The 25,523-nt window shown below is 63.5% G+C and carries 33 protein-coding genes and 4 tRNA genes; 11 read left to right on the forward strand and 26 right to left on the reverse strand.

Features of this window, described 5'->3' with window-relative positions:
* The first annotated feature begins 50 nt into the window (after positions 1-50).
* A complete protein-coding gene (locus ABS769_RS16680) occupies positions 51-470 on the forward strand; it encodes a hypothetical protein (RefSeq protein ID WP_317062536.1) in 420 nt (139 codons plus the stop codon).
* A gap of 31 nt (positions 471-501) precedes the next feature.
* Here the strand turns inward: ABS769_RS16680 and lpxH are convergent, their stop codons facing one another.
* The 8 genes from lpxH to ABS769_RS16720 form a co-directional block, all read right to left on the reverse strand.
* Positions 502-1,245, reverse strand: coding sequence for a UDP-2,3-diacylglucosamine diphosphatase (lpxH, locus tag ABS769_RS16685; RefSeq protein ID WP_317062535.1), 744 nt, complete (start codon positions 1,243-1,245; stop codon positions 502-504).
* A 323-nt stretch (positions 1,246-1,568) separates the two neighbouring features.
* Entirely contained in the window at positions 1,569-2,111 is a 543-nt protein-coding gene (locus ABS769_RS16690; RefSeq protein WP_043909856.1) for a phosphatase PAP2 family protein, read from the reverse strand.
* Positions 2,092-3,228, reverse strand: coding sequence for a glycosyltransferase family 4 protein (locus ABS769_RS16695; protein ID WP_023902862.1), 1,137 nt, complete (start codon positions 3,226-3,228; stop codon positions 2,092-2,094). Before ABS769_RS16695 ends, ABS769_RS16690 begins: the two co-directional genes overlap by 20 nt.
* Before the next feature lie 231 nt (positions 3,229-3,459).
* On the reverse strand, positions 3,460-4,986 hold the full coding sequence (ppx, locus tag ABS769_RS16700; protein WP_317062533.1) for an exopolyphosphatase: 1,527 nt from the start codon (positions 4,984-4,986) through the stop codon (positions 3,460-3,462).
* A gap of 169 nt (positions 4,987-5,155) precedes the next feature.
* Positions 5,156-7,258 (reverse strand): polyphosphate kinase 1, encoded by a 2,103-nt coding sequence (ppk1, locus tag ABS769_RS16705; protein ID WP_104551379.1) that lies wholly within the window; start codon positions 7,256-7,258, stop codon positions 5,156-5,158.
* 121 nt (positions 7,259-7,379) lie between these two features.
* Positions 7,380-8,708 carry a phosphate regulon sensor histidine kinase PhoR gene (gene phoR, locus ABS769_RS16710; protein ID WP_006451736.1) on the reverse strand — a complete coding sequence of 443 codons (1,329 nt, stop codon included), beginning with the start codon at positions 8,706-8,708 and terminating at the stop codon, positions 7,380-7,382.
* Positions 8,709-8,787: 79 nt separating this feature from the next.
* A complete protein-coding gene (gene phoB / locus ABS769_RS16715) occupies positions 8,788-9,477 on the reverse strand; it encodes a phosphate regulon transcriptional regulator PhoB (RefSeq protein ID WP_006451737.1) in 690 nt (229 codons plus the stop codon).
* A 195-nt stretch (positions 9,478-9,672) separates the two neighbouring features.
* Entirely contained in the window at positions 9,673-11,319 is a 1,647-nt protein-coding gene (locus ABS769_RS16720; protein WP_115039927.1) for a M48 family metalloprotease, read from the reverse strand.
* A gap of 148 nt (positions 11,320-11,467) precedes the next feature.
* Here ABS769_RS16720 and grxC point away from each other — a divergent pair, with 148 nt between their 5' ends.
* The 3 genes from grxC to ABS769_RS16735 all read left to right on the forward strand — a co-directional run bounded on the left by grxC (position 11,468) and on the right by ABS769_RS16735 (position 13,529).
* Positions 11,468-11,776 (forward strand): glutaredoxin 3, encoded by a 309-nt coding sequence (gene grxC, locus ABS769_RS16725; protein ID WP_317062532.1) that lies wholly within the window; start codon positions 11,468-11,470, stop codon positions 11,774-11,776.
* Complete coding sequence (locus ABS769_RS16730; protein ID WP_317062530.1) at positions 11,773-12,168, forward strand: carboxymuconolactone decarboxylase family protein; 396 nt, start codon at positions 11,773-11,775, stop codon at positions 12,166-12,168. The genes grxC and ABS769_RS16730 overlap by 4 nt, the downstream gene beginning before the upstream one ends.
* 353 nt (positions 12,169-12,521) lie before the next feature.
* Positions 12,522-13,529, forward strand: coding sequence for an isocitrate dehydrogenase (locus ABS769_RS16735; protein WP_317062528.1), 1,008 nt, complete (start codon positions 12,522-12,524; stop codon positions 13,527-13,529).
* 131 nt (positions 13,530-13,660) lie between these two features.
* Here the strand turns inward: ABS769_RS16735 and ABS769_RS16740 are convergent, their stop codons facing one another.
* Entirely contained in the window at positions 13,661-14,422 is a 762-nt protein-coding gene (locus ABS769_RS16740; protein WP_023902870.1) for a Bax inhibitor-1/YccA family protein, read from the reverse strand.
* A gap of 152 nt (positions 14,423-14,574) precedes the next feature.
* On the opposite strand from ABS769_RS16740, the gene ABS769_RS16745 reads away from it, so the two are divergent.
* The 4 genes from ABS769_RS16745 (at position 14,575) to ABS769_RS16760 (ending at position 15,039) form a co-directional block, all read left to right on the forward strand.
* A tRNA-Pro gene (locus ABS769_RS16745) sits at positions 14,575-14,651 on the forward strand.
* A gap of 42 nt (positions 14,652-14,693) precedes the next feature.
* Positions 14,694-14,770, forward strand: a tRNA-Arg gene (locus ABS769_RS16750).
* 32 nt (positions 14,771-14,802) lie between these two features.
* A tRNA-His gene (locus ABS769_RS16755) sits at positions 14,803-14,879 on the forward strand.
* An 84-nt stretch (positions 14,880-14,963) separates the two neighbouring features.
* Positions 14,964-15,039: transfer RNA gene (locus ABS769_RS16760), tRNA-Lys, on the forward strand.
* Positions 15,040-15,161: 122 nt separating this feature from the next.
* Here the strand turns inward: ABS769_RS16760 and ABS769_RS16765 are convergent.
* The 16 genes from ABS769_RS16765 to ABS769_RS16840 form a co-directional block, all read right to left on the reverse strand.
* Entirely contained in the window at positions 15,162-16,352 is a 1,191-nt protein-coding gene (locus ABS769_RS16765; RefSeq protein WP_317062526.1) for a site-specific integrase, read from the reverse strand.
* Positions 16,352-16,573: a hypothetical protein gene (locus ABS769_RS16770; RefSeq protein ID WP_317062525.1), complete on the reverse strand. Its 222-nt coding sequence runs from the start codon at positions 16,571-16,573 to the stop codon at positions 16,352-16,354. The genes ABS769_RS16765 and ABS769_RS16770 overlap by 1 nt, the downstream gene beginning before the upstream one ends.
* The gene (locus ABS769_RS16775) at positions 16,570-16,776 is read right to left on the reverse strand and encodes a DUF7696 family protein (protein ID WP_317062524.1); all 207 of its coding nucleotides are present in this window, start codon (positions 16,774-16,776) and stop codon (positions 16,570-16,572) included. Before ABS769_RS16775 ends, ABS769_RS16770 begins: the two co-directional genes overlap by 4 nt.
* Positions 16,773-17,045 (reverse strand): hypothetical protein, encoded by a 273-nt coding sequence (locus ABS769_RS16780; RefSeq protein ID WP_317062523.1) that lies wholly within the window; start codon positions 17,043-17,045, stop codon positions 16,773-16,775. The genes ABS769_RS16775 and ABS769_RS16780 overlap by 4 nt, the downstream gene beginning before the upstream one ends.
* Positions 17,042-17,287 (reverse strand): hypothetical protein, encoded by a 246-nt coding sequence (locus ABS769_RS16785; protein ID WP_317062522.1) that lies wholly within the window; start codon positions 17,285-17,287, stop codon positions 17,042-17,044. Before ABS769_RS16785 ends, ABS769_RS16780 begins: the two co-directional genes overlap by 4 nt.
* Positions 17,284-17,559, reverse strand: a complete 276-nt coding sequence (locus ABS769_RS16790; RefSeq protein WP_317062521.1) for a hypothetical protein — start codon at positions 17,557-17,559, stop codon at positions 17,284-17,286. The genes ABS769_RS16785 and ABS769_RS16790 overlap by 4 nt, the downstream gene beginning before the upstream one ends.
* Positions 17,552-17,728, reverse strand: a complete 177-nt coding sequence (locus tag ABS769_RS16795; RefSeq protein ID WP_350498203.1) for a hypothetical protein — start codon at positions 17,726-17,728, stop codon at positions 17,552-17,554. The genes ABS769_RS16790 and ABS769_RS16795 overlap by 8 nt, the downstream gene beginning before the upstream one ends.
* On the reverse strand, positions 17,721-18,131 hold the full coding sequence (locus tag ABS769_RS16800) for a hypothetical protein (protein ID WP_317062519.1): 411 nt from the start codon (positions 18,129-18,131) through the stop codon (positions 17,721-17,723). Before ABS769_RS16800 ends, ABS769_RS16795 begins: the two co-directional genes overlap by 8 nt.
* Before the next feature lie 78 nt (positions 18,132-18,209).
* On the reverse strand, positions 18,210-18,473 hold the full coding sequence (locus ABS769_RS16805; RefSeq protein WP_317062518.1) for a hypothetical protein: 264 nt from the start codon (positions 18,471-18,473) through the stop codon (positions 18,210-18,212).
* Entirely contained in the window at positions 18,470-18,748 is a 279-nt protein-coding gene (locus tag ABS769_RS16810) for a hypothetical protein (protein WP_317062516.1), read from the reverse strand. Before ABS769_RS16810 ends, ABS769_RS16805 begins: the two co-directional genes overlap by 4 nt.
* Positions 18,745-18,963 carry a hypothetical protein gene (locus ABS769_RS16815; protein WP_249060006.1) on the reverse strand — a complete coding sequence of 73 codons (219 nt, stop codon included), beginning with the start codon at positions 18,961-18,963 and terminating at the stop codon, positions 18,745-18,747. The genes ABS769_RS16810 and ABS769_RS16815 overlap by 4 nt, the downstream gene beginning before the upstream one ends.
* A 311-nt stretch (positions 18,964-19,274) precedes the next feature.
* The gene (locus ABS769_RS16820; RefSeq protein ID WP_317062515.1) at positions 19,275-21,962 is read right to left on the reverse strand and encodes a toprim domain-containing protein; all 2,688 of its coding nucleotides are present in this window, start codon (positions 21,960-21,962) and stop codon (positions 19,275-19,277) included.
* A gap of 3 nt (positions 21,963-21,965) precedes the next feature.
* On the reverse strand, positions 21,966-22,205 hold the full coding sequence (locus tag ABS769_RS16825; protein ID WP_249059962.1) for a hypothetical protein: 240 nt from the start codon (positions 22,203-22,205) through the stop codon (positions 21,966-21,968).
* Positions 22,202-22,480: a hypothetical protein gene (locus tag ABS769_RS16830; protein ID WP_317062514.1), complete on the reverse strand. Its 279-nt coding sequence runs from the start codon at positions 22,478-22,480 to the stop codon at positions 22,202-22,204. Before ABS769_RS16830 ends, ABS769_RS16825 begins: the two co-directional genes overlap by 4 nt.
* A gap of 27 nt (positions 22,481-22,507) precedes the next feature.
* The gene (locus ABS769_RS16835) at positions 22,508-22,819 is read right to left on the reverse strand and encodes an ogr/Delta-like zinc finger family protein (RefSeq protein WP_249059959.1); all 312 of its coding nucleotides are present in this window, start codon (positions 22,817-22,819) and stop codon (positions 22,508-22,510) included.
* A 5-nt stretch (positions 22,820-22,824) separates the two neighbouring features.
* Positions 22,825-23,070, reverse strand: coding sequence for a DNA-binding protein (locus ABS769_RS16840; RefSeq protein ID WP_249059958.1), 246 nt, complete (start codon positions 23,068-23,070; stop codon positions 22,825-22,827).
* Between the two features lie 65 nt (positions 23,071-23,135).
* Between ABS769_RS16840 and ABS769_RS16845 the strand changes: the two genes are divergently transcribed.
* The 3 genes from ABS769_RS16845 to ABS769_RS16855 all read left to right on the forward strand — a co-directional run bounded on the left by ABS769_RS16845 (position 23,136) and on the right by ABS769_RS16855 (position 24,733).
* Positions 23,136-23,558, forward strand: a complete 423-nt coding sequence (locus tag ABS769_RS16845) for a helix-turn-helix domain-containing protein (protein WP_350498204.1) — start codon at positions 23,136-23,138, stop codon at positions 23,556-23,558.
* Between the two features lie 159 nt (positions 23,559-23,717).
* The gene (locus ABS769_RS16850) at positions 23,718-24,170 is read left to right on the forward strand and encodes a hypothetical protein (protein WP_317062512.1); all 453 of its coding nucleotides are present in this window, start codon (positions 23,718-23,720) and stop codon (positions 24,168-24,170) included.
* Between the two features lie 302 nt (positions 24,171-24,472).
* Complete coding sequence (locus ABS769_RS16855) at positions 24,473-24,733, forward strand: hypothetical protein (protein ID WP_350498205.1); 261 nt, start codon at positions 24,473-24,475, stop codon at positions 24,731-24,733.
* 14 nt (positions 24,734-24,747) lie between these two features.
* On the opposite strand, the gene ABS769_RS16860 is transcribed toward ABS769_RS16855, so the two are convergent.
* Positions 24,748-25,523 (reverse strand): contractile injection system protein, VgrG/Pvc8 family (locus ABS769_RS16860; RefSeq protein WP_350498206.1); only part of this gene is annotated, 776 nt, incomplete at its 5' end.

Consider the following 25,523-nt stretch of genomic DNA (forward strand, 5'->3'; position numbering starts at 1 on the left):
TAGGCGCACCGTCGGCAACTGCCGGCCTTGTCTTGTGGAGCGGAGCACTCATGTCCAAGTCCTTGCGTTATGCGGCGCTTTGCCTGGCCGTACTTGCGGTTGCCGGCTGCAAACAGCAACCCGCCGAGCCGGCTCCCTCGCAACCCAAGCCCGCTGCTGTGGCGACGGCAACGCCTACCGGCAACGATGCCGAAGCGCGCGCGCTGCATGTGCTGGAAGCGCGCTTGCAGAGCGATCATTTTTATCCGGACAACTGCATCAGCATCCTGTCCGAACAAGGCGATGCGCCCACCCCGGACGCCTCCGAATTCGCAGTGCACGAGCGCCATGGCAACGACTGCCCTGGCGACCCGCAGACCAGCCCGGTACGCGACCGCTTCCGCGTGCAAGCCGACGGCACGGTGCTCTGGTACGACGTGGTCAATGCCGATTTTGTCGACTACGCCGAGCATGCGCGTAGCGTGCAGTGATGCCTGTACTCGCTAGGTTCTCTCAGCCACGCTAAAGCGCCAACTGCTCCAGCGCGATGCTATCGGCATCCACACGCAACACCGAGCCTTGTTCGTACCAGTCGCCCAGCACGATGCGCGTGCAGGTGTGGCCACCGGCCTGCAGCGTGTGCACGTTGGGGCGATGGGTATGACCGTGGATCAAGCGATCCACGCCATAACGTACGAAGGTCGCTTCCACTTCGGCCGGTGCGACGTCGGTAACGGTTTCGAAGCGCGATTGATCGCCCTGCTTCAGTTCCGATTGCCGCGCCTGGCTGGCGCTGCGCGCCTGCTGCGCGAACGCCACCCGTGCGGCCAGCGGCTGGGCCAGGAACTGCGCCTGAAACACCGGGTCGCGCGTCTGTGCACGAAACGCCTGATAGGCGGTGTCGTCGGTGCATAGCAGATCGCCGTGCATCAGCAGCGTCGGATGCCCGTACAGATCGATGACGGTGGGGTCGGGCAGGATGCGGAAGCCGGCGCGCTGCGCATAGGTCTGGCCAACCAGAAAATCGCGGTTGCCTGCCATGAAGAACACCGGCACGCCGCTATCGGCGACGGCATGCAGCGCAGTGGCGACCGCGTCTGCGGCGGTCGACGGGGTGTCATCGCCGATCCAGGCTTCGAACAGATCGCCGAGGATGTAGAGCGCGTCGCTGCCAGGTACCTGCGTGCGCAGGAAGTCCAGAAACAGTTCGGTAATTGCCGGCCGGGCCGGATCCAGATGCAGGTCGGAAATGAACAGGGTCGTCATTGCGCCATTGTACGGCGGCAGCGCGGGACGGGAACCGGGACGCTGGGGTAGGCAGCGTGAGCAGGACAAGCACGGAGCGAAATCCCCTCTCCCTGCGGGAGAGGGGTAGGGGTGAGGGTACGAGGCGAAGCCACACGCTGAAGTTGCAATTGCTGCGTGTTGGCTTTTTATCAACCTTCGCGAGAGATCTTCTACGGCGAGTGCGCGAGGCTTCGCACGTCCCCTCATCCGCCCCTGCGGGGCACCTTCTCCGAGGGGAGAAGGGAGTGCTGAGACGCGTTACTTATCTGGGCGGATCACTCGGGCCGGCCCGGCCTGATTCATCACCCCAACAACACCGGCAATCCCCACAACGACAAGCTGGCCAACACCACCCCGATCGCCGTCGCCGCCAGCACATCACTGGGATAATGCAGTCCCAACACCACCCGCGACAGCGCCACGCCCGCCGAAAACGGCACCAGCAACGGTGCCAGCCACGGATAGTAGGCCAGCGCCACGATGCTGAAGGACACCGCGTGCAAGGTGTGGCCGGACGGAAAACTGAACTCGTCCAGCGGTGCCACCCAGGCGCGAATACGCACGTCGGCGGCATACGGGCGTGGCCGCCGCGTCCAGCGTTTGAGCGACTTGTACAAGGTCAGCGCGAGCACGCCGGTGGCCGCCATGTGCGCAGATGCGCGCACGCCGTCCATGCCGTCGAGCAGCACCAACAGGCCCATCAGGCCATACCAGAACACCCCATCGCCGAGCCGGCTGATGGTGGCGAACGCGCGCCGCACCGGGTGGCGCCGGCACCAGTGATTGGCGCGCCGGCACCAGCGCGCTTCGTGACCGCGTAACACCTCAAGCCGCGTTGCCGACATAACGCCCCCGTGCAGCGGTGATGCCCAGCAACAAGGCTTCGAAATCGGACACCACATTGTCCGGGTGCAGTTTCTGCATCGCCTGCGCGGCCGCAGCGCCCATGCGCTGGCGCATCGCGTCGTCGTCGGTGAGTGCGACGGCGGCCTGGATAAACGCCGCGTCGGTCTCGACGGCCGCGCCGCTGTGGCCGCTGCGCAGATACTCGCGTGCAGCGCCGTAATCGAAAGCGACCGTGGCCACGCCGCTGGCCATGGCCTCCAGGGTCACGTTGCCGAAGGTCTCGCTGCGGCTGGGGAACAGGAACAGATCGCCGCTGGCGAAGTGGCGTGCCAGCGCTTCGCCGCGCTGGATGCCGCAGAAAATGAAATCGGGATTCTCGTGCGCGATCTTGTCGCGTGCCGGGCCATCGCCCACCCACACAAAGCGTGCCTTCGGGCGAATCTGCTGCAGCTTGCGAAAGGCATGGATGGCAAGTGGCAGGTTCTTTTCGTTGGCGATGCGCCCGACGTAGATTGCAGCGAAGCCTTCGCCTTCGATCCCCCATTCGGCACGCAGGGCGTGATCGCGTCGCGCCGGATCGAACTGCTGGTTGTCCACCGCGCGCGCCAGCAATTGCACGCGCTCGAATCCGCCCTCGCGCAGGAATTGCTGCAACTCGCGCGTCGGCACCAGGGTGGCATCGGCCTGGTTGTGAAAGCGCCGCATCCAGCGCAACGCGGTGCCTTGCAGCCAGGCGGCGCCGTAGTCGGGCAGATATTCGTCGAAACGCGTATGGAAGCCGGTGGCGACCGGGATGCCGAGCCGGCGCGCTGCACGCATCGCCGACCAGCCCAAGGGGCCTTCCGTGGCCACATAGATCGCATCCGGTTGCGTGATTCGCCAATGACGGATGAGGCGCTGCGTTGCCGGCAGCCCGAATTTCAGCCCCGGATAGCGCGGCAGCGATGCGCCGCGCACTAACAATGCAGTCGCCGGTTCCGTATCGCCGCTCTGACGCGGGCGCACCACGTCCACCTGATGCCCGCGTGCGCGCAGGCCGGTTTCCAGGCCGTGCACGGTCAGCGCTACACCATTGACTTCGGGGGGATAGGTTTCGGTAACGATCGCGTAGCGCATGCCCGTTCTCCGGTTTTGGCTAGCTTCCGGGAGAGCGATGGCATGGATGTTGCGGCGATAAGTCGCGGCGGTGACAAGCGCGACGGGAGTGGGAATTCGGGATTCGGGATTGGAGATTCGAGATTCGCAAAAGCGTTCTCTGCTTATCTCGGCGAGCACGCAACACATCACGTACCGCGGTCAACAAATCCCGAATCCCGAATCCCGAATCCCGCCTGAGGCCGCAGGGCCTCAGGTCACAAACGGCTTGAACGCGATTCCCAGCCCGGCCATGCTTTCGACTTCGCCAATCAGATCGGCGCGCAGCAACGGGCGCGAGTCGATCCAGCTTTGCGACAGGATCAATGACAGCCGGGTGTCATCGGCAGTGATTTCCAGGGTCGGAATCGGGTCGGACTCGTGCGCGCGATGCAGCAGCACTGCCAGCCGCAACAATGCGGCCTTGCGTCGGGTCGGCAGCAACAAACGGTCCGGCAGCGCCTCGAACGCGGTCTTGGGCACGTTGCGCCGGTGCGTGCGCACCAGCGACGCCAGCACCTGCTGCTCCTGCCGCGAGAAACCGGCGATATCCGAATGCTCCAGGATGTAGCTGCCGTGCACGTGATATTGGCTGTGCGCGATGATCAGCCCCAGCTCGTGCAACCGCGCGGCGCGGCGCAACACCTGCGCATCGTCGCCATCCAGTTGCCAGGATTCGCAGACCTGATCGAACAGGCGGCAGGCGGTGGCTTCCACGCGCTGGGCCTGCACTTCGTCGATCCCGTAGCGCTGCACCAGCGAGGCCACCGAGCTGTCGCGCGGATCGTTCTCGCCGCCGCGGCCGAGCATGTCGTACAGAATGCCTTCGCGCATCGCCGCCTTGCTGACCATCAGCTTCTCCAGCCCCAGGGCCTGGAATGCAGCCTCGAGTACCAGAATGCCGCCGGCAATAATCGGGCGCCGCTCGGCAGCCAATCCGGGCAGCTGGATGTCTTCGATGCGCTTGGCCTTGAGCAGTTCATCGCGCAGCGCCGGCAGCGCCTCGGCAGTGATCGCGCCCTTGGTGAGCTTCATCGCCGCGCAAATCTCGCCGATGGCCTTGTGGGTGCCGGACGAACCGATCGCCTCATGCCAGCCCAGCGCCTTGTACTGATTGGCGAACTGCTGGAACTCGGCGCCGATCTCGGTCAGCGCGTCCTTCCACTTCTTTTTCGACAACTTGCCGCCGGGGAAAAACCGTCGTGTGCTGGCGATGCAGCCGGCCTGCAGACTTTCGCGTTCCAGCGTCTGAAAACCGCGGCCGATGATGAACTCGGTCGAGCCGCCGCCGATGTCGATCACCAGCCGGCGCTGATCGGGCTTGGGCGGCTGCGCATGTGCAACGCCCAGATAGATCAGGCGCGCTTCCTCGCGGCCGCTGACCACTTCGATCGCATGCCCGAGCGCGGTTTCGGCCGGCATCAGGAACGCTTGTGGCGAACGCAGCTGACGCACCGTGTTGGTGGCCAGCGCACGCACGCGCAACGACGGCACTTCACGAATGCGCTGGCCGAAGCGCGCCAGACATTCCAGTGCACGTTGGCGCGCTTCGTTGGAAATGCCACCTTTGCCATCCAGGCCATCGGCCATGCGCACGGTCTCGCGCAGGCGATCGACGACGCGCAGCTGACCCATCAGGTAGCGCGCGATGACCATGTGGAAACTGTTGGAGCCTAAGTCGATGGCGGCAAGGTAATCGCCGTCGCGCAGTGGCGGTATCGTGGGGGAGGGTGTTGGCATGGCCGCATGGTAGCCGATGGATGGTTCGCCCCGTGAGAGGCACCGACAAAACGACTGCGCACACTGCGGCAAGGCGTGTGTGGCGCCCGCCGCGTACCAACCACGAGCCGGCTGCGCTGCGCCGCCGGCACCAATGCACGACTGCGCGCTAGGTGTTGTCAACCGCTCGTTAGACCCGATCGAGCAAGGTCATCTGCGCCGAATGCGCCGGCTCGCCGGGGCCCGGCGTGCGCTTGTGATAGACGCCCTCGGCATCCAGCTCCCAGGCGTTGACGTTGTCGTCCAGGTAGTTCTGCAACGCTTCGCGATAGACCCGCTTGGCCAGGTCCGGGTCCAGGATCGGGAAGCAGGTCTCCACGCGCCGCAGCAGATTGCGTTCCAGCCAGTCGGCGCTGGCGCAATACAGTTCCGCCGCACCATCGTTGCCGAACCAGTACACGCGGCTGTGCTCCAGAAAACGCCCCACGATCGAACGCACGCGGATGTTGTCGGAGAAGCCCGGCACGCCCGGCCGCAGCGTGCAGGCGCCGCGCACGATCAGATCGATCTGCACACCGGCTTGCGACGCCGCGTACAACGCGCGCACCACTTGCGGCTCGTTGAGGGCATTCATCTTGGCGATGATGCGGCCCGGGCGCCCATTGCGGGCCAGCCGGGTTTCGCGTTCGATCCGCTTCAGCACCCCGGTATGCAGGGTAAACGGCGATTGCAGCAACTGCTCCAGCTTCATCCGCGGTGCAAGACCGGACAATTGCTGAAACAGCATGTGCACATCGTTGCCGATTTCCACATCCGCCGTGATCAGGCTGATGTCGGTGTACAGACGCGCGGTGCCGCTGTGGTAATTGCCGGTGCCCAGATGGACGTAGCGTTTGAGCTTGCGGCCCTCGCGTCGCACGATCAGCAGCATCTTGGCGTGCGTCTTGAAGCCGACCACGCCGTAGACCACCTGCACGCCGGCTTCCTGCAGCTTGTCGGCCAGGCCCAGGTTGGCTTCTTCGTCGAAGCGCGCACGCAGTTCCACCACGACGGTGACGTCCTTGCCGTTGCGCGCGGCCAGGATCAGCGCATCGACAATCAACGAATCCTTGCCGGTGCGGTACAGCGTCTGCTTGATCGCCAGCACGTTCGGGTCGACTGCGGCCTGGCGAATCACGTCCAGCACCGCAGTGAACGCATCGAAGGGATGATGCAACAACACATCGCCCTTCTTGACGATCTCGAAGATGCCGTCGTTGTCGCGCAAGGTGCGCGGGTTGAACAACGGGTACTTGAGTTCCGGGCGCTGCACCAGATCGTAGACCTGGGTGACACGGCTCAGATTGACCGGCCCGACGATGCGGTACACCGCGTTTTCGTTCAAGCCGAAGTTCTGCAGCAGCGTGCGCATGATCGGCGACGGGCAGTCGTGCGCGATCTCCAGCCGTACCGCCGGCCGGTAGCCGCGCGTGACCAGTTCGTCGCGCAAGGCCAAGGCCAGGTTTTCGACTTCTTCCTCGTCCACCACCAACTCGGAGTTGCGGGTGACGCGGAACTGATACGAGCCCTTGACCTGCATGCCCGGGAACAGCTCATCCACAAACTCGGACAGCACCGAAGACAGAAACACAAAGCTCTGCGTTCCCTCCGGCGACAGGCTGGCCGGCAACTGGATGATGCGCGGCAACGAACGCGGCGCCCGCACGATGGCCAGATGGCCGGCGCGGCCAAACGCATCCTGGCCATCCAGCACCACCACGATGTTCAAGGTCTTGTTGAGAATCTTCGGGAACGGATGCGCCGGGTCCAGGCCGAGCGGCGACAGCACCGGCATGATCTCGTTGCGGAAGTACGCGCGCAGCCAGCGCTTCTGGCGCGAGTTCCACGTCGAGCGACCCAGCACCGCCACCCCGGCAGTTTCCATCGCCGGGCGTAGCACTTCGTTCCACGCGTGGTACTGCTGCTCGACCAGCTTCGCCGCGCGATCGTGCACGGCATTGAGGATGGCGGTGGGGCTCAGCCCATCGGGTGCCGGCGGCAATCCGAATTCCTGCGCGTGCCGGACGGTGGCCGCGCGGATTTCGAAGAATTCGTCCAGGTTGGTGCAGGAAATGCACAGGAAACGCAGCCGTTCCAGCAACGGGACCTGCTCATCCAGCGCCTGCGCCAGCACCCGGAAATTGAAATCCAGCTGCGACAGTTCGCGGTTGATATACAGCGACGGCTCGCGCAACGGATCGGCGGCGATCTCTTCGGAAGAAGCAGTGTCGTGGGAGTGTTTGGCGTGGCCCATGGAGTCGATCATCAAGACGGAATGGAATGCGTCGTTAGCGCGCGCAACGTGCAGCGCGGTGCGACTTGGCGTGCGCTGCGCAGGTGCATCGCACCGCGCTGCGGCGCGCACCCACTACATATCACGCCGAGCGTGACAGTGGCAGGGACTGATCGCGCTGCACCACGCGTGCAGCCACAAAATGACACGAGAATTCGCTGCCGCGCCCGACTTCGCTTTCGATCTCCAGCCGCGCCTGATGCAGCCCCAGGATGTGCTTGACGATCGACAACCCCAACCCGGTACCGCCGCTCTCGCGCGAGCGGCTGCTGGAGACGCGATAGAAGCGCTCGGTGATGCGCGGCAGGTGCGAGGCGGGAATGCCGTAGCCGGTGTCGCGCACCGCCAGTGCCGCGCCATCGCCATCGCGCATGAAGCGGATCGTCACCTTGCCGCCGCCCGGCGTATAGCGCACCGCGTTGGTGACCAGATTGGAGAACGCGCTATGCAGTTCCTTGTTGGAGCCAAGCAGATCCACGCCGGCCTCGTCGAACACTTCCACCGTGTGGCGGCCCTGGCTATGCGCTTCTGCTTCGCGGCGTAGCGTGGAGAGCATCGGCGCCATCGCCACGTGTTCCTCGCCGAGTTCTTCCTGCGATTCCAGCCGCGACAGCGTCAGCAGATCTTCGACCAGCTGCGCCATGCGTTGCGATTGCTTGCGCATCTCCGCCAGCATCGGGCCCGAGTCGGGGAAGTCCTCCGGGTCGAGCATGTCCAGATAGCCGTGCACCACCGTCAACGGTGTGCGCAGTTCGTGCGAGACATTGGCCACGAAGTCGCGGCGGACCTGCTCCAGCCGCAGCAGCTTGCTGACATCGCGCGCTACCAGCAGCCAGTAGTCGTCGGAATAGGGGATCAGGCGCAGATTCAGCCGCAGATCCGGATCGACCGGCGAGGCGGCATCGAGCATGGGTTCTGCATTGCGACCGGCCGCCAGCCAATGCGCCAACGGCAACGGCTGCAACCGCTCCACCACCGACACGCCCATATCGCCGGGATGATGCAGGCCAAGCAGGCCACCGGCGGCCTTGTTGAACCACTGCACGCGCTGGCTGTTGCGATCCACCACCACCACCGCATCGGGTAACGCCTGTGCGGCGGCGCGGTAGGTGCGCAGCATGTCGATCAGACGACGCTTGCGCCCGCGCATTTCGGCCTGGCTGCGATAGAGCAGCCGATCCAGTTCGTTCCAGGCACCGACGCCTGCGGCCGGCTCGGCACGCTGGCGTGCAGTGAGTCGCCGCAGCACCTGACGCAGCCGCCAGTAATGCCAGGCCAGTACGCCCAGCGCAGTCAGCGTCAGCGCCATCCACACATGTTCGATCAGCACGCCGGTCAGCACGGCAGCGCCCAGCAACAGCGCCAGGGTACCGAGCGTCTTGAACCAGGCGGAACGAATATGTTGGGGCATGGAAGGCGTTACCACGGAGCGTCGGGTAGGCACGCAGCCCGACCGGTGTCAGCGGCCGGGCCGGCCTGTGCGGCAAGCATCAGGCGGCCGAAGAGAAACGGTAGCCCGAGCCACGCACGGTCTGCACCATGTTTTCCAGGCCGAACGGTTCCAGCGTCTTGCGCAGGCGGCGGATATGTACATCGATGGTGCGCTCTTCCACGTACACGCTGCCGCCCCAGACATGATCCAGCAACTGGGTGCGCGTATACACGCGCTCCGGATGGGTCATGAAAAAGTGCAGCAAGCGGTATTCGGTCGGGCCGATCGGCACCGGCGCGTCGCCGGCGAACACCCGGTGCGCGGCGCCATCGATGCGCAGCCGGCCCACGGCCACGCTGCCGTCTTCGTCGTCCTCGCGGGTGCGGCGCATCACCGCACGGATGCGCGCCAGCAACTCGCGCGCCGAGAACGGCTTGACCACGTAATCGTCGACCCCGGCTTCCAGGCCACCGACGCGGTCGTTTTCTTCGCCGCGCGCGGTCAGCATGATGATCGGAATCTCGCGGGTCAGCGATTCCTTGCGCCAGCGCCGCGCCAGGTCCAGCCCGCTGGTGCCTGGCAACATCCAGTCCAGCAGGATCAGGTCCGGCACACGGTCGGCGATGGCGGTCTGCGCCTCGCGGGCGTCGCCAGCATGGATAGGTTCGAACTCGCCCTTGCGCAGCGCGAACGCCACCATGTCGCGGATTGCGGGTTCGTCGTCGACGATCAGGATGCGTTTCTGCACGCGGGGCTTACCGTCTGGCTTCGATGGTCGCCAGTAGACTACGGTTTTGTGACTCTAATGTGACATGGCGGGCGCATTACGTCGTTCGCAACACTAATAAGCGGGCTGTGCTGCAAGGCGCCAGGCAGTCGTTGCGGCATCGAACACGCGATTTGTCATCCCGGACAGTGAAGCCACCGCACTGCATGACATGCGCTAACGCGTGGACAGATCCGGGTCGCGGATGCCCTGGCGGCGCAGTTCCAGCACCGTGGGCGTAATGGCGGCAATGCGGGCGTCTACGCGCGCACGTGTCACATAATCGAGATCTTTCTTCTTCAGCGCCTCGAGCTGGATCAGCGCCTGTTCGGCGCGGCCGTTCAAGTACGCGGATTCGGCATAGGCCTCGCTGGCGCGCAGCTGGTCGCCGGCCAATTCGCAGGCGCGCGCGTAGGTCTGCTGCAACAACGCATCATCGCTGTTGCGATACAGCAGCGGTTCCAGCACCTGGCGCGCGCGCTGGCCGGATGTCTCGGTCGCCTGCTCGTTGAGCGCGCCGGCATAGGTCAGCGCCACCGCACGGTTGGTCGGCAATTGCTTGAGCAGCGCATCGAAACGCGCATTGGCCACCTCTCGCTGGCCCACGCGCGCCTGCGCTTCGCTCAGGCCCAGCGTCAGCCATAAGTTATCCGGATGCGCCTCCAGCAGGCTGGCCAGTTCAGCCACCGGCTCGCTTGGCCGCCCGCCGCTGTTGCGCAAGCGCGCCAGGGCCAGCCCGTAGCGCTGCGCATCGGTCAGGCCGCCCTTGGCGCTGCGGCGCAGGGTCTCGTATTCGCGAATGGCCGCATCCGGCGTGGCCGCGCTGAGCACGCGCAGGCGCTCCTTGGCCCAATCGAAGCCCTGCTGTTCGCCGCTGCGGCTGAGCGCATCCACCGGCAACCGCAGCGCATACGGAAGAATCGTATTGCCGTTGCGGCTCAGCGGCTCCGACAGCGACGGGTCGGAGGGATTCACGCGCTCCTGGCGCGTGCCGCCCGGCACCGAGGTGGTCAGCACCACGGTGTTCTTTTTCATCTGCTCGGCGCGCGCCTTGGCCTCGCTGATGCGGGTGACGGTGACCGGGTGGGTCTGCAGGAAGTCCGGCGCGCTATAACCGCCCTCGTTGGCGCGCATCGCCACCGACATGCGCTCGAAGAAGCCGGCCATCGCATCCACGTCGTAGCCGCTGCGCACCAGCGTGCGGATGCCTAGCCGGTCGGCTTCGGACTCGTTGGAGCGGGTGTAGTCGATCTGGCGCTGCTGCATCAGCCCCATGGCGCTGGTGATGCCGGCCATGGTGGCGTCGCCCTTGGAATTGCCGCCCGCCTGTTGCGCGGCGACCACCGCCGCCAGCATGCCGAGCAGGATCGGGATCTGATCGCGCTGCGCCCGCTCCACCCCACGCAGCACATGCTGCTGGGTGACGTGGGCGATTTCGTGGGAGAGCACTGCGGCCACTTCGTCCTCGCGCTCGGCCGTCAGCACCAGCCCGGCGTTGACCGCGATGTAGCCGCCCAAGGTGGCGAAGGCGTTGATCTGGCGGTCGCGCAGCATGAAAAACGTAAACGGCTGCTGCGGTTGGTCGCTGTTGGCGCCCAGCCGGGTGCCCATGGTCTGCAGCCAATCGGTGACCAGCGGGTCGTCCAGCACATAGTCGTAGTTGCGCAGCTCGGCCAGCATCATCTTGCCGTACTCGGCCTGGCGCGCCGGGGTCAGCAACTCGCCGGCAGACGAACCGATATCGGGCAGGCGGCTTTCCTGCGCAGGTGCCACACCCATGGCAACGGCCAGCGTGAGGGCGGTGGCGAGCGGTAGCAGGCGCAAGTGGAACTCCCAGGTGATGCGCGGAGCATGCGGGCAGCAAGGCGCAGGGGCGTGAATCGACAGTTAATCCACAGTGTTGCGGTGACGACATGGAAATTCCAGTCGCCCGGTACCATTGTCAGACCTCAGACCAACCACGGAGTTTCCCGTGAGCCAAGACCCTAACGTGCAGGATGCGGCCACCGGCCCGCAGATCACCCTGTATTCCTCCTCGATCTGCCCGTACTGCGTCGCGGCCAAGAACTTCCTCAAGAGCAAGGGCCGGACCTGGACCGAGGTGCGCATCGACCTGGACCCGGCCGAGCGTAACAAGATGGTCGCCCTGGCCAAGCGCACCAGCGTGCCGCAGATCTTCGTCGGCGACGTCCATGTGGGCGGCTACGACGACATGATGGCCATGCACCGCGCCGGCAAGCTCGAACCCTTACTGGCCGGCGCCACGGGCGGCCAGGCATGAGTGAGCACGAGGGCGGCAGCGACGACCGTCTGCGCGAGTTCACCGAATTCCGCCAGCGCATGAATCAACGCATCCTGGCCGAGCCCAACCAGGTGGTGCGCCGCTTCTTCGCGCTGGACACCCAGACCTATCAGGCCGGCGCGCTGGACGTCAAAACCAAGGAACTGCTCGGCCTGGTCGCCTCGATGGTGCTGCGCTGCGACGACTGCATCAGCTACCACGTCGCCCAGTGCAAGGAGGCCGGCGTGACCCGCGAAGAGTTCTTCGAGACCTTCTCGGTCGGCCTCTTGGTCGGCGGCTCCATCGTCATTCCGCATCTGCGCCGCGCGGTGGACTTCCTCGACCAGCTCGAAGGCGGCGCACCGGCACCGGAGCAGCACGCGCACGGGTGATTAGGGCAGGAATGGTGATTCGGGATTCGTGACGGCGGGCGAGGGTCCATGCCGCCTTTTTTTTCGGCGGCGTTGCATTAGGGCGTCCGATTTTGGCGCCGCCCGCTGGCTGGGGGGCAGGTGCTTTCAGGGCATCTGCACTGAAGTTATGTCTGCATGCTTTGGTACGTGCGGCCGTTTCTGCCGCCGCTCGCTGCACCGAATTGCCGCCGTGCGCATCTGGGGCTCTTAGACCAAGGTCGGTTTGGGCGCCTTCACCGGCATCGGGCATAATTGCTCGTGAAACCTCCTTGCGCCGCTCTGCCGGGTTTTGCGGCTGGCGCTCCCCCCTTCAAGTTCGGAAACCCAACGTTATGACGCAGACAATCACGGTCATCCGCGGCGACGGTATCGGCCCGGAGATCATGGATGCCACGCTGTTCGTGCTCGATGCGCTGCAAGCTGGCCTGACCTACGAGTACGCCGACGCCGGCCTGGTCGCGCTGGAAAAGCACGGCGATCTGCTGCCCGAGTCCACCCTGGCCTCGATCTCCAAGAACAAAGTCGCGCTGAAGAGCCCGTTGACCACCCCGGTCGGCGAAGGCTTCAGCTCGATCAACGTGGCCATGCGTCGCAAGTTCGACCTATATGCCAACGTGCGTCCGGCCAAGTCGTTTCCCAACACCAAGTCGCGTTTCGCCGATGGCGTGGACCTGATCACGGTGCGTGAGAACACCGAAGGCGCCTACCTGAGCGAAGGCCAGACCGTGTCCGAGGATGGCGAGACCGCGTTCTCCGGCGCCCGCGTCACCCGCAAGGGCTCCGAGCGCATCGTGCGCTACGCCTTCGACCTGGCGCGCGCCACCGGCCGCAAGAAGGTCACCGCGGTGCACAAGGCCAACATCATCAAGTCGACCTCGGGCCTGTTCCTGAAGGTGGCACGTGACGTCGCCACGCAGTACCCGGAAATCGAATTCCAGGAAATGATCGTCGACAACACCTGCATGCAGCTGGTGATGCGTCCGGAACAGTTCGACATCATCGTGACCACCAACCTGTTCGGCGACATCATCTCCGACCTGTGCGCCGGTCTGGTCGGCGGCCTGGGCTTGGCCCCGGGCGCCAACATCGGTCTGGACGCGGCGATCTTCGAAGCCGTGCACGGCTCGGCACCGGACATCGCAGGGCAGGGCAAGGCCAACCCGTGCGCGCTGCTGCTGGGCGCAGCACAGATGCTGGACCACATCGGTCAGCCGCAGAACGCCGAGCGCCTGCGCGAAGCCATCGTGGCCACACTGGAAGCCAAGGACTCGCTGACCCCGGATCTGGGCGGCACCGGCAACACCATGGGCTTCGCCAAAGCCATCGCCAGCCGCCTCTAAGCATCGAAGCGAGCTGCAAAACAAGAAAGGGCGCCTAGGCGCCCTTTCTTTTTGCTCGATACTTGCGCGTAACCAGAATGCACAGGGAATCCGCTCTTACGATTCCCCAATCCCGATTCCCGATTCCCGGCTCAGTTGCGCGACTGCAACTTCGACAGCAAGCGCAAGAACTCGATGTACAGCCACACCAGCGTCACCATCAGGCCGAACGCCCCGTACCACTCCATGTGCTTGGGAGCGCCCTGTTCTACACCGCTTTCGATGAAGTCGAAGTCCAGCACCAGATTCAGCGCTGCCACCACCACCACGAACAGGCTGAAGCCGATGCCGATCAGCCCCGAGTCGTGGATGAACGGAATACGCACGCCGAACAAGCCCAGCACGATGGTCGCCAGATACACCAGCGCAATGCCGCCGGTGGCCGCAACCACGCCCAGCTTGAAGTTCTCGGTGGCCTTGATCAGCCCACTGCGGTAGGCAAACAGCAGCGCGAACATCGTGCCAAAGGTCAGCAGCACCGCCTGGAACACGATGCCGTTGAAGCGCGCCTCGTACACCGCCGAAATCGAGCCAAGAAAGAAGCCTTCCACCAGCGCATACAGCGGCGCGGTGATCGGTGCCCAGGTCGGCTTGAAGCTGGTCGCCAGTGCGAACACCAGCCCGCCGATCGCGCCGGCAATCATGTACAGCTTGGCTGCAGGCAATGGCATGCCGTCTGCACCGATCGACTGCGACCAGGCAAAGGCAGCGGTGAGCACGGCCATCAACAACAACGCACCGGTCTTGTTGACGGTGCCGTTGAGGGTCATCGCCTGGCCGTCGCGGGTGACGACCGAGCCGGAGCCAAGGTCGAGGAATGTGGATTCCCGAAGGGCAGGGTTGCCGCTACGCATGCGTGTTCTCCATGAAATGTAGGTGCTCGCCATGGTGGTGAGCGTTGTCGCGAGGATACCGGATCGGTGAATTGACGCAGAGTGATTGACAGCGAGGCCAATCGTTCCCAAAATAGCCGACCTTTCCAGCCTTCGGGATTGAAAGGTCCCGCCGGGGTATAGCGCAGTCTGGTAGCGCGCCTGCTTTGGGAGCAGGATGTCGGGGGTTCGAATCCCTCTACCCCGACCATTCCGAGCTTCTTGCGGCGTGGGAATGCAACGTTCGGTCCGGGCGCCCGTAGCTCAACCGGATAGAGCACCGGCCTTCTAAGCCGGCGGTTACAGGTTCGAGTCCTGTCGGGCGCGCCATCGGCGGTGCGGTAGGAAGTAGGTTTTCAGTGGTGGCTGTAGCTCAGCTGGTTAGAGTACTGGATTGTGATTCCAGATGTCGGGGGTTCGAGTCCCCTCAGCCACCCCACTGATTGCAGGAAATGTTGGACCCGACGCATCGCGGAGTGTTGCAACGAAGCAAAAACGCACATACAATGTGCGACCAGTTTCAGGGCCGTTAGCTCAGTTGGTAGAGCAGTTGACTCTTAATCAATAGGTCCAAGGTTCGAATCCTTGACGGCCCACCAATTAAAACAGCCACTTAGCGCAAGCCAAGTGGCTGTTTTTCTATGTGTCGGGAAAATTGCCGGGAAAATTAGGCTGGGCGCCGCCGTGAAAGCGCTGCCCGGCAGTTCGGGCAGCGAAGTGTTCAGCGGTTGGCGGGCGGGGTAGGTGGCTGTACCAGCGGGACGTCGTGCGCGTATCGATTCGTCATCTGCTGCGTCGCGTGACCGGCAGCCTCCTGCTTGTCGGCGCGGGTGCCGGCGGTGTCCGTGATGCCGCGATGCTTCAATCCATGCAAGCTAAACCGCTGTTCGGCTGTAATGACGCCATCCTTGATGGCGAGCGCGATCATCCGCTGCCAAGCGCTGTCCAGCGCTGATTTGCTTAAGGGTGCACCCGACTGATTCACCAAGAGCCGGCGACGCTCGGCTTTCATGTGCGAGGGCCGTCTATGAGCGTTCATCGCTCTTTGCCGATAGGCCGCCAGCCAGGCCCACGCTTGGCGGAGGTCGTCGTTCCAGGCGGTGATCGTGTCACGTGAGCCCTTACGGCGACTGCTCCGTATGCCCTCAGCCTCTGCGTGCGCATCTGTCAGGTCTGTGACCTCAATGCCGCGCAGGCGCACGTTGTAGGCAAGCAGCATCACGGCGTGGAGGTAAGGCGGCACGCTCCCACGTGTATGCGCCTTGAGGCTGCCGCGTTCGAGCGCGAAGGTCAGCACAGTGGCAAACACATCGGATTCGGGCATGTTGTGCTCGCCGCGCTCCTTTGCCTGGCGGACACCCTTGGCAGGGTTGTGCTCGCATAAGCCCATGCGGATGCCCCAGCCGAACGCGCGGCGCAGGTAGCGCAACACGTGGTTGGCTTTGCTGGGGCGCGGCTCGATTGCCGGCTGCAGTTTGGTTGCTGGCCGACCTCCCGCCAGCGTCTCGACCAGGCGCTGCATCGCCGGCACGTTGATGCGCGCAATCTGCATCTTGCCGAGCGTCGATCCGTCCTTGAGCACGTAGGTAGTTGCGGTTTCCGCGCACCAGCGGTAATCCCGCTGTGTGTCCTTCGACAGTTCGGCAAATTCGGTGGATTCCTCAAGGCGCTCTGTGAGGTAAGCCAGTGTGCCTCGGACCTCATTGCCGGCCGCGGCCTCAGCGATGCCGTGGAGCTCAGAGAGCCGGATATCAGCGTGGGCGACCGTCCGCTTTCGCGGACGTCCCCCTTCGGGATGAGCCTCTAAGAGATACCAGCGGTTGTCCTCCCAATAGACGCCCTTGGGAAGCGCTGCCTGGTCAATGTGCGCCGGAATAGCAGGGTTGAACTTCCTTTTTCTACCGCGTCCCATCAGATCAGCTCCATGGCATTTTCGTGGTTGGCCGCAGGCTCGGCGATGCCGAGCGCGGCGTTCACAGCGTCAATCGTTGTCCAGATCCGGCCCTTGCGGTCGTAGCGGTAGCGGATGCCCTCGCGGTCCGCCCAGCGGCAGACCACCATGAGGCGCGGGGCTGGGCCGTCCGGCGAACAGATCCGCTGCAGGTCGGCGAAATGCAGGATTCGCCCGGTCATAGCAGCTGCTCCTGCTGCCACTGCCGGCGGCTCTTCCACTGCTCGCGCATCTCGTCGCGCAGATCCTGCGCCGCCTGGTCGCCGCGCTTGGCGGCGATCAGCTGCTGCAGCAGGGCGACCGATCTGGCGTCGGTGTATCCCTGTCGCAGCCAGTAACGCGCTTCGCATTGGCGCCGGTGCGCTTCTGTGTCCTCGTCGATCACCGGCTGTCGCCTCCGCGCAGGCGCAGGCCGAGTTGAACCACGTTGCTGTCGGCAGGCGCCGATTGGCGTGGCACGCGGATGCGGTGCATACGCTTCCACTCGGCCAGCGCCTGGTCGAAGTCGGCGTGCTTCTTGGTGCGCCCGCATCGGCATTCGATGGCATGCCCGCCACCGGCCTGCAGACGGCGGCTGTCGACGATGTGTCGGCCCGCGTGACCGGCCCTGCAGGCGGGCAGAGGTTCGGCATGCGATATCTCGCGCTGGGTCATCGCAGGCCTTCCTCCACGGCTCCTGCGCTACTGCCGATCGCCCGCTCTGCCTGGCGCAGGTGCGCGATGGTGCCCTCGTCAATCCGATCAAGCGCCTGAGCGATGGTGTAGTCCATGTCTGCAAGCCAGTCGTGCCGGTTGAGTACCAAGGCGGCCGTCAAGGCCTCGCCCGTCGACAGTGGGCCGGGGCCACCGTAGTGCTGCGCCGCTCGGCTCACAGCAATCACGCGATCGAGCGTCATCGTGGTGACCTCCAAGCAGCGCCGACGCGCACACGCGCGTCCGCGATGGCAACCACTTCAATGCGCAGACGCTGCGCCGTCAGTTCGGCCAGCAACCGGTCATTGGTCAGCATGAGCACGTCGTGCTGGGCCAGCTGCCAGTCATCCCCCTTGCGCTGCAGTCGCTCATCCAACTCGACCACGCGTTTGAGCTCGTAGGCCAGGCGGATTGCGTCAGCATTGAGCGTCTTGCCGCTACCCATTGGCCCGCAAACAACGATCGACTCAGCCATGGGTCACCACCCGGCGCACGGCCATGGCGCGGCGACGGCGCAGGCGCTGCGGGATCTGCCCCACAGCCAGCCCGACGTGTGCAACGCGCGCCGGGCGCGTGAGCCACAGGCGATACAGCAGCGCGCCGCCAGCCGTTGGCGCGATCAAGATCAGGGCCAAATTAAGCATGGGCCACCTCCCGCGCAGCAGCGGCAATCGCGGCCTCGGCGGCCGTTGTGGGCCGGCGCGGCAGCATGTTGGCCAGGTCGAACGGAAAGTCCAGATCGTCCATGAAGTCAGCCAGCGCGTTGCTGATCCGATCGGCCTCACTGCTGAACAGCTGCGGGCCGCTGATCAGTTTCCAGCCCTTGCCGGGACCACGGCGGCGCTCCCACCGCTGGGTGGCGCTGGTGTGGTGACCCATGTTGAGAACAGCCACCACCACGACCGCGTCGTGGGTGATGTAGAGCGTTGCGATCGCGCTGCAATCTTTGCCTGCCGCGATGTCGAAGCCGGTCACGGCGGGCGTGCTAGCCTCCTCGCCGGGTCCGGTGCCGGAAATTTGCGTGCGTGTGACAGCGTGCTGTTGCATGTGGCTCTCCTCGAGCTTCGTTGATGGAAGGCCCAGGGGCGGTGTTGGCGCACCGCCCGCCGGACCCGCTGGGACAGGTCAAATCAAATCGGCGCCCGTGGGCGGCTCGGTGGGTTCGCGCAGGCATCTGGCGCTTGAAGCGATGTCGAGTAGTTCTTCGCGCATGAAGTCAGCGACAGCGCTGACGCCGTCGTAGCTGATGCCGGCGCGGGTCGCCACTTCATGGTTCAGTGCAGCGAGCAGGCTGGCAGCCTGTTGCACGCGCCACAGGCGATCGTGCTCTTCCTCACTGAGCGCGTAGTCGGCGTCTTCTGGATATGCGATTGCACGGGCCGAGCTCATCGTGCGGCTCCGTTGGTGCGTGTCTGCTTGCGCAGCCAGTCGAGCACCGTGCCTGCGGGATCTACACGCATGCAGACATGTAGCCGGCCAAGCACCAGGCTCTGCCCGTCACCGCCCAGTAATAGGTCATCAAGGCCTGCGGATTCGCAGGCGATCAATACCGGGGCGACGTCGTGTTGTGCATCGGAATGCAGCATCACAAGCACGTAGCCATGCATCAGCTCGAAGCTGAGTACGACGCCGGCGCAGACGCGGAACTGCTTGTTGGCGCTCATCGCTGCGCCTCCTTGAACAGCGCGTCGACAGCCGCGACGGCAGTTTCGATGTCAGCAAGCGTGAGTGCGTGAATCGCCTTGCCAGTGCCTTCCAGGCGTGCCATGAGGGCCAGCCAGGCGGCGTGATTCCAGTCGAGGGTGTTGGCGATCAAGCCAAAGAAATAAGCGACCTGGCGCGCGGCAGATGCCGGCGCCTCTTGAGCGTCGTAGGACATGCAGGATTCCTTTTGTAATTTGGAATCCGCCCACTCGCTTCTAAACGAGGTGGCGGACGGTACGCGGTTAGAAGACCGGCCAAAAGGGAACCGGTGGGCCTTGCGGCCCCCGCGCACCGCCCGCCATAAAACTGGCTTGCGTGCGCCCGCGACGATGCGGGCAACAAAAAAGCGCCATGCATCGGTCGATGGGCGCTGGTGCGCCTTTTGATTCGGGCTTCTAACCCCGGTCGCCGATTGTGCGGCGACGTAGGAATACTCGCTCCGATCCTTGGGGCGTGTCAACGGAAAAATGCGGAAATCTGCGGTACTCATTTCGAGAACACCCAGCACTTCACAGTCGTGCCCGCGCCGAAGCCGTTCGTGAGCACGGCGCTGTTGACGGCGGTGTTGGCCGACACCAGCTTGTGGCGGCGTGAGTCGGCCAGCAGACCGCGCAGAATCTTGAGATCCGGCACTGCCTGACTGAACTGCGCAGCCCTGCCGGCGAACTGATTGAGATTGATTGCAATCCGGCTGGCATCGCGGCTGTGGTTGACCACGGCTTTGCCATTGCCGGTGGCCTCCAGATACTCGTAGACCTCCCAGAATTCATTCACCATCGGGTGGTCGGCACTGATCGCCTTCTGTCGCTCGAAGGCCATGTCCAACAGCGCATCGCGCGTGGCCTTGACCATCTCTTCGGGCAGTGTCATCACCAGGCGCAGGCAGTCCAGCAACGCAAGCATCTGCGCGTGGTTCTTGATCACACGTTCCAGGCGCAGATCCGGCTTCTCGCGCAAGCGCGCCTCGTAGAACTTCACCCGCTCGGCAAACTTGTCCAGGATCGCGCCTTCGCTGCGCACGGCCTTGATCAGGAAGTGGCTGAGCTCTTCGACCTGCAGCGCGTTGAGATTGTCGGCCGCAATGCGGCTTTCGGTGGTGACCTGTGGGCGCTTGAAGTGCAGCTTCACGATACGCGTGAGGATCGCTTCTGAGGCGTCAACCGCCGCGTTCTGGCTGATCACGATCGTGCCGCGAAACGGCGGCTCGTAGGTGTCGTTGCCACCGTTACGCACGCCGCGCGTCGCCAGGGTGCCGCCACCGAAGAAATCCTTCAATTCGTCCCACTCGAAGGTCTTGGTGTGCGCCTTGTCTGGCTCACTGCGGTCGGCTTCCAGCAACACCACCGGCATGCCGGAAATCTGCCCCATGGCACGTGCACGGCCCGCCTTGGATGACTTCGCCGGGTCGAAGCCCTCGTAGTCTGAGCGGCCCAGCAGCTTCCATAGAAACGTGAGCAAGGTGGTCTTGCCGGCGCCCGCTTCACCGGTGGCTTCGAGGAACGGAAAGCTCTTGTGGCTGGCACGAATTTGCTCGGCAAACAGTGAGCCGAACCAGAACGTCATCGCGACCACGCCGTGCGTGCCGAAGCACTGCCACAGCCAGGGCAACCAATCCGTGCGGAACGCCTCCGGGTCACGCTGGATCTCCATGCGGATCGACTTCTGTGTGCTCTTCAGGCGCAGCTTCTTGAAGCTGAAATAGTCCTCTTCGTTCGCGGTGACCACCTCGCCATCGCGCACGGCGATATCGCCCAGCAGATAGGCGCGGTGTTCCTTGGAATAGCCGACAAAGTCGATGGCCTCGACGGTCTTGATGGCCTCGGTCTGGTCTTCAATCAGCCGGTCGAGCTGGTGGCCGCTGCCGGTGAACATTGCGCCCGCAGCCAGGCTGATCAGGCGCTTCTTGAACTCGCTGGCGCTGGAAATGTGGCCGCCTGTAAAGGTGCCTTTGACACTGGGCGCATCGTGTGGGAAGTCGATGCGGAAGTAGTACCAGCTTTCGTCAGTGACTTCCTGGCGCTGGAAGTACAGCGCCTCGGGGTAGCAGTTGGCGATCTTGTTCACTGAGCAGGCGGCGCGGCGGATCTTGGCGAGCTTGTCCGGGTCGATCTCGCCATCCTCATCCGGTTCCACGTCGCGCTGCAGCTTTTCAAAGCGCACCGCGTCGAACTCGAACCAATACAGGCGCGAGCGGTACTCCAGCCAGAACTCGGACGCTTGGTCGTGGTCATACATGAGCAAGCCCTTCTCGATCGCCGAGCGGGCCATCAGCAGGTCGCCCTGGTAACGCGCCTCGGCAACGGCCGCGTCCCATTGCTTGGCATGGTCGCTCGCGGCCTGCGCACGCAGATGCAGATCGTTCCAGTCGATCTTCTTGCCGGTGGCCGGCTGCTCGATCAGCGCCGCACGGCTCTTGAAGCCAAGCGCATCGGCGCGACGGGCGTGCTTGTGGGTGTAATCGCGGGCACCGGCCTCGTTATCCAGGCCCCACACCAGCGTTGGCAGGTTGCCAGCGCGTTGCTTTGCCAGCTGCCGCAGCGACTCGTCGGGGTAGGCATTGCATGACATGGCAGACACAGCACACACGCCGTATTGCAGCAGCGCGATCGCGTCGAAGATGCCCTCGACAATCCACACCTCGGCTGCGGTGGCCATCAACGCTGCAGCGGCAGGCGCACACCACCACATGCCGGCATAGCTCTGGCCTGGTGCGAAGCGCGCCTTCTGCTTGCCGAACCGGTGCGGCCGATCTATCAGGCGTTCCCACCAGCCGCCCTTGTCGAGCGCGAAACGCACCGTGGCGGTGGCTTCCTTGATCTTGATGTCGTAATAGGTTTCCTGCGTGTACAGACCACGCAGTGGCGCCAACGCAAAGCCGCGCGAGGACTGCAGATAGGCGTCGGCCGACGCCGTCGGCGAGGTCTGCGTGATCGGGTAACGCTTGGACCAATCGTCGAACAGGTCGTCGTAGAGATCCTTGACGTGCAATTCGTGGCCGCATTTGGCTTCGCGGCCGCACTTGACGACCCACGGTTTCGGCTCGAATGCGTAGAGCTCCTTCTTGCCGCAGGCGGGGCACTTGCCGCCGCGCATGTAACTGGTGCCGCTGCGATGCTTGAGCGCGTAGTCGCGCTCAAGCCGCTGCAGCACAAGTTGCCGTAGATCTTCCTGCATGGATCAACCGCCCTTGCGCACAGTGGAGCGCAGCGCCAATGCGGCCAGGCTCTTGCCGATCGGGCGTGGTGTGGTGATCACCTCATAGGCGCCACCCTGTGCCAGGTGCGCGTCGACCTGACGGCGGAGGGTGTCGGCCTGCTCGCGCTTCTTGTGAGGCGACACGTACTGCTGGCTGCTCTGCGATGGCGCATCGACAAAATGCGGCGCCTGTGCGGTGGCCCATCCGTTGCTCTGGCTCATGCGCTGATCTCCCGCGCCACGCTGCCGTAGTCCAGCAGTTCCATCGCCGCATCGGTTGCCAGCACGTGCATCGAGTGCGTGCGGCTGCTGGTGAGCATGCCGCGCACCATCAGTTGCGCCACGGTGGCGGTGTCGTAGGTGCGCCCGGTCTCGCGCTCATGGTGATGGCGCGGTGCGTATTCGGTACCGATTTTCGCCAGCCCACCGCAACGAATGGCGGATTGCAGGCACAACTGTTGAGCGGACGTAAAGTCCGCAAGCTCGATCTTGCTCATCATCAAAGCCCCCTGAAGGCTGAAAAACTAAGGTGCTACGGTATCCAGAAGGTCCATCTGCGCAGCGTTGGCTGCGTCGCGGTACGCCTTCAATGCAAGTGCTCGGAGGTAGCCTGGTGTCGGTGGCAAATCGCTGTGTGCGTTTGGGATGCCGCTGGGGCTGCACAAGCCGGTCAGTTCGGTGTGGCCGGTGTAGCTGGCACCGCAGACCGGGTTGTCGCAGACGTACACGTCATTGCGTAGAAAGCGATGCGTGAGGTAGCTGCTGCGCTTGTGCAGTGACGACCCGCAGCCCTCGCAGATGAAGACTGCTTTGCGTCGTGGGAGAGCGGCTGACATGTGCGTTACTTCTGCGAAGCTTTAGGGATTTCTATGGCAGAATCTGGGCGCGGTTTCAGCCCGAGGGCTACTGCGGCGCTGTGTGTTTTGCCGTAGTTGCCGCGTGTCCTCCCTCGCAAAAGATCTGCCACGACATCACGGCTAATGCCATGGCTTCGGGCGAACTGGGAGACGGTGACGCCGTTGTCGCGCAACCATGACTTAGCTTGGTCTGGTGTGCGCAAGGAGGATGACTTGTTGGATGTTTTCATGACGGAAGCTTGGTAGGCGTTCCGGAATGATAGGGAAGTAAACTGCACCTTTCAAGGGGTAAATTGTGTCGTTCGGAAGTCGATTGAAGGATGAGCGCAAACGTATCGGTCTGACGCAGACCGAATTGGCGGAGCGTTGCGGGTTGACAAAGCGTTCCCAGGTCAACATCGAAAAGGACGAGCACGTGCCGGGCGGAACCTATTTAGCCGCCGCGAGCGAAGTGGGCATTGATGTGCTGTATGTCCTCACTGGTCAGCGCCATGGTATGAGCACGGAAGAGGTGCAGTTGGTGTCCGCTTACCGCCTTGCGCCGCCGGAAGTGCGCCTTGCCGTGGCTGCTGCTTTAGGAGCGACAGCCAGGGCTGCTGGACGAGCAAAGTTTGTGATGCACCAATCAGAGGTAGGTCAGGTCCTGTCCGGGGGCGAAATATCCCAGCCCAATCTGACGATAAACGTCGGTGGCGGACGTAAAAAAAATCGGACGTGATGCAATTGGTGGTCGGACAACTGCTCATCGGCCGGGCGATCCATATCGGCACAAAATTGGCGATCTGAAGTGCGCGTGGCACGAGATGAGGCCGACGCCTCAATTGATTTCTAGCCTGTTGACACACGTCGAAGGCGTCTTCAAGAAGAGAGAGAGAAAATGCGAGACCACAACGAGCGAATGGACGTTAAGAAATCTGAAATCGGCCAGCTTATCCAGACTGCAAACATCGAAAATCAACAGATCAATTACGGTCAAGGAACGCCGAGTCCATCGCTTGAAGAGCTGGAAATTGAGCAGTTGGTTGTCAATGAGGTTTTGAAGAAGGCACGCTTCTGGGATGGGTTGTACACAATCACCTGGGGTGTGGGGTCTATGCTCGTATGGATGAAGCTTCAGGGAATTTCCCCATCTTCAGTGATGGGTGAACAGATTGCTTATCTTGCTCTCTGGATCGCAGTTCCAATCACAATCAGGCTTCTAATGCCGGTCGGTTTCCGCCAGAAATATGCGCAAGCTCGCGCCACGATCAAGTCGGAAAAGAAAAGGCAGATGGAATTGGCGATTCAGATTGAAAGACTGAAAGTGCGCAGAAAGTTCGAGGCAGGGTGATAAAAAAAGCCGCCGGTCTACAACCGGCGGCTTTCGTTGAGGTGTCGGTGCCTCACTCCATGTGATCGAGCCGTCGCCGTCCTGGCAACGCGAGATGACCAGACATCCTTAGATCGGAACGCTATAACGATCGAATAGCGTTGGCTGTCAGATAAACCCTACACGCAGCGTAGGGATTGCACTTGATTTGCATCAAGTGTGCGCTGCGTTTTATTTGCGATAATCGTCTCGATGAGTTGTTGAACTGCGTGGCTGCCCAGCGGCCCGATTCGGTGAGACGCCCCTAAATTTTGGAGAGACGCATGGATGATGCAATGGTTCGCCTGTCAGGCGAATACGTGTTGACTGCACACGTTGTTTGGCTCGGCGATGAATGCTGCGCAGAAATTCTTGTCTCCAAGAGCGGTGGCATCACGTTACGGCAGCATAGATTGCCAGTCACCGGATTCACTTCATACGCCGAGGCGACCTCCTACGCGCTGAGCCAAATGCGCAAATGTAGAGTCTCAGGCGACGGCACGCTATTGATGCCGGTAGCCGCTGAAAACAAGCTGTTGCAGTAGAGAAGACGAAAGCGTCAGACGACGCTTTCCAACTCAAGCGACGTTGTGAATCCGTTACCTCCGAGTGCGTGTGTGGCTTTTGCAACCAGCCAGCGCTGTGCGTCAATTTGTGGCTTGAAGCCGCTGACAGCCACGCTTTGTTCCGGTGAGATCTCTGCTCTGCCAATGGCGAGCACATAGTCGAATTTCGCCATGCAGCGTTTGACGCGCTCCAGTTCTGCATACGCATGCTGGCGTGCGGTTGCTTCGTTCGCATATGACTCGCGCAGGCGCTTGGCATTGTCGTCCGTGCCCACCAGCACCGACTGCCGCCGCGCCTTGCCCTTGTCCACCCAGTAGGCGCGCACGCCAGTGTAGGCATCGCGGTCGGCTACCGAGTAGCGGTGCTGGTCGCCATCGCGCCGCGTCAGCGTGACGGTCGGCAGTGGTTTGCCGGTTGCTGTGGTGCCGGCGCCGATCGGGGCAAACAGCAGCGCACCGGCTTTGATCGTGGCCACCGCGTTGAAGCGTTGCCCCAAGCTGGTAAGCAGGTTCATGTCGCTCTCGTTGGCCTGGTCGAGGTGCGGCAACTTGATACGCGCCAGTGCCTCGGCCACGCGCGGCGTCAGTGCATGCTCGCCGGCGAGCGTGTTGAGCACTGCACCCAGCGTGGTGTTGTGCCAACTGCGCTCGCGCCGCGTGCGCATGTCAGTGGTGAGGTCTGCACTGCGCGCGCGCACCGTGATGATGTCGGGGGCGCCGCTGTACTCCACCTCGTCCACGATGAAGGTGCCTTTGTCGACCAGGCCGG

Source organism: Xanthomonas hortorum (genome assembly GCF_040279205.1).
In the GTDB taxonomy this organism is placed as follows: Bacteria; Pseudomonadota; Gammaproteobacteria; order Xanthomonadales; family Xanthomonadaceae; genus Xanthomonas; species Xanthomonas hortorum_F.